Origin of the sequence: Shewanella sp. SG41-4, assembly GCF_014164505.1 — a bacterium.
Taxonomy (GTDB): Bacteria; Pseudomonadota; Gammaproteobacteria; order Enterobacterales; family Shewanellaceae; genus Shewanella.
This window is the reverse complement of record NZ_JACJFI010000525.1, coordinates 1-1,778: the sequence shown is the minus strand read 5'-3', so window position 1 is coordinate 1,778 and position 1,778 is coordinate 1. Positions and strand designations below refer to the sequence as shown.

General features: G+C 40.2%; 2 protein-coding genes. Both read right to left on the bottom strand.

Annotated elements, in window-relative coordinates:
- Positions 1-497 (bottom strand): outer membrane protein OmpK (locus H5202_RS21870; RefSeq protein WP_220493969.1); only part of this gene is annotated, 497 nt, incomplete at its 3' end.
- A 362-nt stretch (positions 498-859) separates the two neighbouring features.
- On the bottom strand, positions 860-1,778 hold a 919-nt coding region (locus H5202_RS21865; protein WP_182773892.1), incomplete at its 5' end, for a NupC/NupG family nucleoside CNT transporter.

The window sequence follows — 1,778 nt, the reverse complement described above, 5'->3', positions numbered from 1 at the left end:
CCTAACCATGGAACCATTACATCCGCGCCAACACCCCAGAAAGACATGTTAACATCGCCTTCACCGTTGCCGGCAGTACTGATAGCGCCGCCACCCCAGTTAAATAGAGTAGATAAATAAACTTCTTGGACTGGACCGAAAGATAAATCGGTACCAGTAATAGCATCAAGTGAGAAACGAGGAGCTAACTTCATGAACATTTTGCTCGCGCCGTTATCTTTATCGCCTGAATCATTGTTAGCTAAGTTGAAAACATCAACATAACCATATAAATCAACAAAACCAGAGCGACCGCCAAATTCCATTTCTAAATAGTTATGAGTTGCTTCATCTTCGTTCGCAATTGGATGTTCATCGATTGCGTACATAATGTTAAACTGCATCCACTTATAATCATTAGCATGAATGTCACCAGTTTGTTCAGCAGCAGATGCTGTAAATGCAGAACCCGCTAGAGCAACAGTACTTGCTAATACTAAAGTATTTAATTTTTTCATCATCAACCCCATGTATATTATTTAACTATCTTCTTGGATAGCACTTCTTTTTAATCATTCGTATTTTACCGTTACTGATATAAATCTCAATATTTAATCAATAAAAAACGAATACAAAATTCTTTTCTGTGAACAATGTCGCGACTTTTTGTCTACTCATTATTAACAATTTGACATTTCAATCTTGACTAGAGAATTTAATGCATCCTCTTTTGCAATCAATAAAACAGCATAACTTCGTATTGGGAAACGGTGGATTAACACAAAAATCAATAACAACTTTATTACAAAACTGGGTCTCTAATTATTATTAAAGTAAAGACCCAGCTGTAGGAGGTATCCCCCCCTGGAATTACTCTTACTTAGATAGCTAAGAATAAACCGGCTAATGTCGCGCTCATTAAGTTAGCTAATGAACCAGCGATAACAGCACGGATACCTAATTTTGCAAGGTCATGGCGACGTGAAGGAGCCATAGCACCTAAACCACCAAGTAAGATTGCAATAGAAGATAAGTTAGCGAATCCACACAAAGCAAAAGAGATAATCGCTTTAGTACGGTCTGACATCATTGCGCCAGTTTCAGCTACTACTTTGAAGCCTTCAGCAGATGCATCTAGTAGATACGGAGCGAAGTTTAAGTAAGCAACAAATTCGTTAACAACAATCTTTTGACCGATGAAAGAACCAGCAACTAGCGCTTCGTTCCAAGGTACACCGATTAAGAAAGCAAGAGGCATAAAGATATAGCCAAGGATAAGCTCTAGAGTAATACCCTCTAAACCGAACCAACCTGTTACGCCACCGATAATACCGTTGACCATTGCAATTAATCCAACGAATGCGATCAACATGGCACCAACGTTCAATGCAAGGTGCATACCTGATGCAGCACCTGAAGCAGCAGCATCTAACACGTTTGCTGGCTTATCAGGATCATCTGGTAACTGATCCATTTCATTGATGGCAGCTTCTGTTTCTGGGTGCATCAGTTTAGCCATTAATAGACCACCTGGTGCCGCCATGAAAGACGCTGCAACTAAGTAAGCAATTGGAACACCCATTTGAGCGTAACCAGCTAATACAGAACCTGCAATAGAAGCTAAACCACCAACCATGATGGCGAATAACTCTGATTGAGTCATAGTAGCAATAAACGGACGCACTACTAACGGTGCTTCAGTTTGACCAACGAAAATGTTCGCTGTTGCTGACATTGATTCAGTACGGCTTGTGCCTAATGCTTTTTGTAGACCGCCACCAATAATGCGGATGATCCAC